Here is a 2,879-nt window from a genome sequence, read left to right as displayed (position 1 = left end):
CACCTGCGGCAGCACGGCGCAGCGCACCAGCGGCCGCCGTGCTCGTCGGAATCGATCTCGACGTCGGCCGGGGTCAGCTCCGTACCGGTGCGCAGGCGATACCAGTCGCGCACCGCGTCCTTGGCGGCGAGGCGGCCCATCAGCCACTCCTCGCGGCGCGGACCCTGCTGCGGCAGGGCATTGAAGCGTGCGCGTTCGGCGCGGCCCAGCACCATGTGGGCGAGCATGCGCTTCCAGATCGTGCCGCCCTCGTCGAGCGTGCCTTCCGGCAGCGGCTCGAGCTTGCGCAGGCACAGCTCCGCCGGCAGCGTGCCGGCCAGGGCCGGCTCGGACAGGCGGGCGTGGCCCGGTCGAGGCGGAAGCCGAAGAAGCGCTCGTCGCCGCTGAACACGCGGTCGTCCCAGCCCTCGGCGCGCAGCAGCAGGCGGCCGTCGGCGCCGATGACGTCCCAGCGTGCTTCCAGCACGGTCGGGCTCGGCAGGGTGATGGCGCCGTGGCAGCTGTAGCGCTGGCCCGGGGCCGGCGGCGGCGCGTACAGCGACAGCCGCTTCACGCGGAACGGGAAGCAGTTGGGCACGCCGGGGTTGCGCTCGCGCAGCCAGAAGCCGGCGAGCTGGCCCGCGGCGTCGAGTATCGCGGCGTCGAGCTGGAAGCGCGGCGCGCTCGTGCCGCTGAAGTAGTCATGCACCGGGATCGTGACCAGCTCGGCGACGATGCCCTGCTCGCCGTAGCCGTCGATGCGGGTGACACCCTGCAGGCGCGGCCCGTGGAACATGCCGTGCCGTAGAGCTGGCCCGGCAGGTGGATGTGCGGCGGCTTCAGGCCTGCGGCGGCGAGCGGCTGCGGTGCCGGGGCGGCGGGTAGGCGGCCCGAGCTGCACCGTGCCTTCGAACACCAGCAGGCCGCGGGCGAGGAGCCCTCGCCGAGCAGGAACACGCGGCAGGCGATGGCGTCGGCATTGCCCGGCGTCGCCTCGGCGACGATGCGCAGCGTCACGCCGCCGTCGTCCAGCGACAGCCAGCGACTGCCGCGGGCATTGTCGATCGCCGTCACCACGCGGTCGCTGCGGCCGGACAGGCGCACCGCGGCCTGCGCGATCAGCTCCATGCTGTAGGTGAAGGGAATCACCGGCAGCCGGTCAGGGCCGGATCGGTCGCGCTGGGGGCATCGCCCAGCGTGTGGTCGCGCAGGAACAGGTCTTGCTCGAGAGTGTAGCGGCGCTCGGACACCAGCTTGCCGGCGACAGCTCGACGATGCCCAGCATCGGGAAGGCCGGGTCGAAGCCTGCCGGCGGCGTCGCGGTGGCCGCCGCAGCGGCCTGCGGCATGGCAGGAACCGGCGCGGTGCCGGTGGCCAGGCCGAGCACGCGCGCCTGGCTGTCGAGGAAGTCCTGCATCAGCGAGAAGTGCGCGTTGAGTGCGGCCAGGCGCGGGTCGCTGGACACCACCGGCGGCGGCGGCGGGCGGCAGCGACCACCGGCTGCTGCGGCTGTGCCGGCGGCGCCGGAGCTTGATGGCAATGGCGGCGGCGGGCACGGTGCCCTGCGGCAGCGGCTTCTTCCACTCTTCCGGCAGTACCCACACCGGGTTGACCAGCTTCATGCGCGGCGCCAGCTTGACCGCCGGCTTGAGCTCGCCCAGCAGGTCAGGTCGGCGATCTTGCGGTGCGCGAACAGGCGCGCCGGCTCGAAGTCCACGCCGGCGGCGAACAGCTGCGCCAGGGTCTGGTGCAGGTGCGCCATCGCCGGCTTGCGGCGGCTGTTGCTGGACACGGCGAGCACGTCGTCCTTGCCGCGCAGCGTGTCGCCGACGAAGGAGGTCAGGTTGCCGCTGGGGCCCACTTCGAGGAACACGCGGTAGCCGTCCTCGTAGAGCCGCTGGATGGTCTCGGTGAAGCGCACCGGGTGTTCCCACTGCCGTGCCGCCAGCTCGCGGATGCCGTCGGCGTCGTGGGGAAGGGCGCGCAGGTCGAGGCGCTGTACAGCATGGTGGTGCCGGGCCCAGGTCCAGCTTCTGGAAGTAGGCGCGGAAAGCGTCGGCCAGCGGCTTGAACAGCGCGGTGTGGTAGGCGCGGCCGAAGGGCAGCTCCTGGCAGATCGCGCCCTCGGCGCTGAGGCGCTCGTGCAGCTCGCTGGTGGCCTTGGGCGGCCCGAACAGCACCAGCTGGTTCGGACAGTTGTCCATCGCCAAGTGCATCTCGCCGAGGTCGGCGAGCAGGTCGTTGCGCAGCGACGGCGTCAGGCCGCCGATGCTCAGCAGCGAGCCCTCGGCGATCTTCCGGCGGCGTCCAGCTCGTTGAAGATGCGGTTGAACACCTGCACCGCGTCGGCGGTTTCGGCGCGGTGGCGCACGCGGTTGACGCCGGCGGCGGTCAGTACGGTGTTCTCGCCGGTGCTGTGGCCCAGCATCGCGTCGGGACGGAAGCCCAGGTCTTCCAGCAGCGCGTGCAGGCCGAGGCTGGCGGCGAACACGCCTTCCGCGGCCACGTCCATCTCGTAGAGCTTGTCTTCCAGCGCCTTGCGGCCGGCTTCGCTCAGCACCGTCGGCGGCGGCAGCAGGGCCGGGATGCGCGTGGGGCTGCCGCGCCGCATGGCGTTCTGCTCGATGAAGTCGAACCAGTCGCGCACCTGCGGGAAGTGCACGCAGAGTTCGGCCAGCATGTTCGGGTACTGCGAGCCCTCGCCGGGAACAGCAGGCAGAGCTTGCCGGCGGCGTCGCCGACGCCGTAGTAGAGGCCGGCGCGGGTCTTGAAGGGCTTGGCGTCGGCGCGGTCGATCTTCTCGATCGCCTGGCCCAGCTTGCGCTCCAGGTCGGCGGCGTCATGGCAGACCACGGCCAGGCGGAACGGACGCGGCCATAGGTGCTGCAGCCTTGGCCACT

The 2,879-nt window shown here is 72.2% G+C and carries 5 protein-coding genes; 1 reads left to right on the top strand and 4 read right to left on the bottom strand.

The window, feature by feature from the left end:
- Positions 1–139: 139 nt before the first annotated feature.
- Positions 140–775 carry a polyketide synthase dehydratase domain-containing protein gene (locus D3874_RS27575; RefSeq protein WP_338016781.1) on the bottom strand — a complete coding sequence of 212 codons (636 nt, stop codon included), beginning with the start codon at positions 773–775 and terminating at the stop codon, positions 140–142.
- Positions 776–946: 171 nt separating this feature from the next.
- Here D3874_RS27575 and D3874_RS28885 point away from each other — a divergent pair, with 171 nt between their 5' ends.
- Positions 947–1,114, top strand: a complete 168-nt coding sequence (locus D3874_RS28885) for a hypothetical protein (RefSeq protein ID WP_158596258.1) — start codon at positions 947–949, stop codon at positions 1,112–1,114.
- Between the two features lie 24 nt (positions 1,115–1,138).
- Here D3874_RS28885 and D3874_RS27570 read toward each other — a convergent pair whose 3' ends face one another.
- From D3874_RS27570 to D3874_RS27560, 3 genes are all read right to left on the bottom strand, one after another.
- Positions 1,139–1,519, bottom strand: a complete 381-nt coding sequence (locus tag D3874_RS27570) for a hypothetical protein (protein WP_147385890.1) — start codon at positions 1,517–1,519, stop codon at positions 1,139–1,141.
- A 78-nt stretch (positions 1,520–1,597) separates the two neighbouring features.
- Positions 1,598–1,900 carry a hypothetical protein gene (locus tag D3874_RS27565; protein WP_119782901.1) on the bottom strand — a complete coding sequence of 101 codons (303 nt, stop codon included), beginning with the start codon at positions 1,898–1,900 and terminating at the stop codon, positions 1,598–1,600.
- A gap of 351 nt (positions 1,901–2,251) precedes the next feature.
- Positions 2,252–2,659, bottom strand: coding sequence for a hypothetical protein (locus D3874_RS27560; protein WP_119782900.1), 408 nt, complete (start codon positions 2,657–2,659; stop codon positions 2,252–2,254).
- Between the last annotated feature and the right edge of the window lie 220 nt (positions 2,660–2,879).

This window comes from Oleomonas cavernae (genome assembly GCF_003590945.1).
GTDB lineage: Bacteria > Pseudomonadota > Alphaproteobacteria > Zavarziniales > Zavarziniaceae > Zavarzinia > Zavarzinia cavernae.
The sequence above is the reverse complement of the archived record's forward strand: the minus strand, read 5'-3'. Positions and strand labels throughout refer to the sequence as shown.

Coding starts and splice junctions, on each gene's coding strand:
- D3874_RS27560 (WP_119782900.1), bottom strand. CDS start 2,659: ATGCTGGCCGAACTCTGCGTGCACTTCCCGCAGGTGCGCGACTGGTTC.
- D3874_RS27575 (WP_338016781.1), bottom strand. CDS start 775: ATGTTCCACGGGCCGCGCCTGCAGGGTGTCACCCGCATCGACGGCTAC.
- D3874_RS28885 (WP_158596258.1), top strand. CDS start 947: ATGGCGTCGGCATTGCCCGGCGTCGCCTCGGCGACGATGCGCAGCGTC.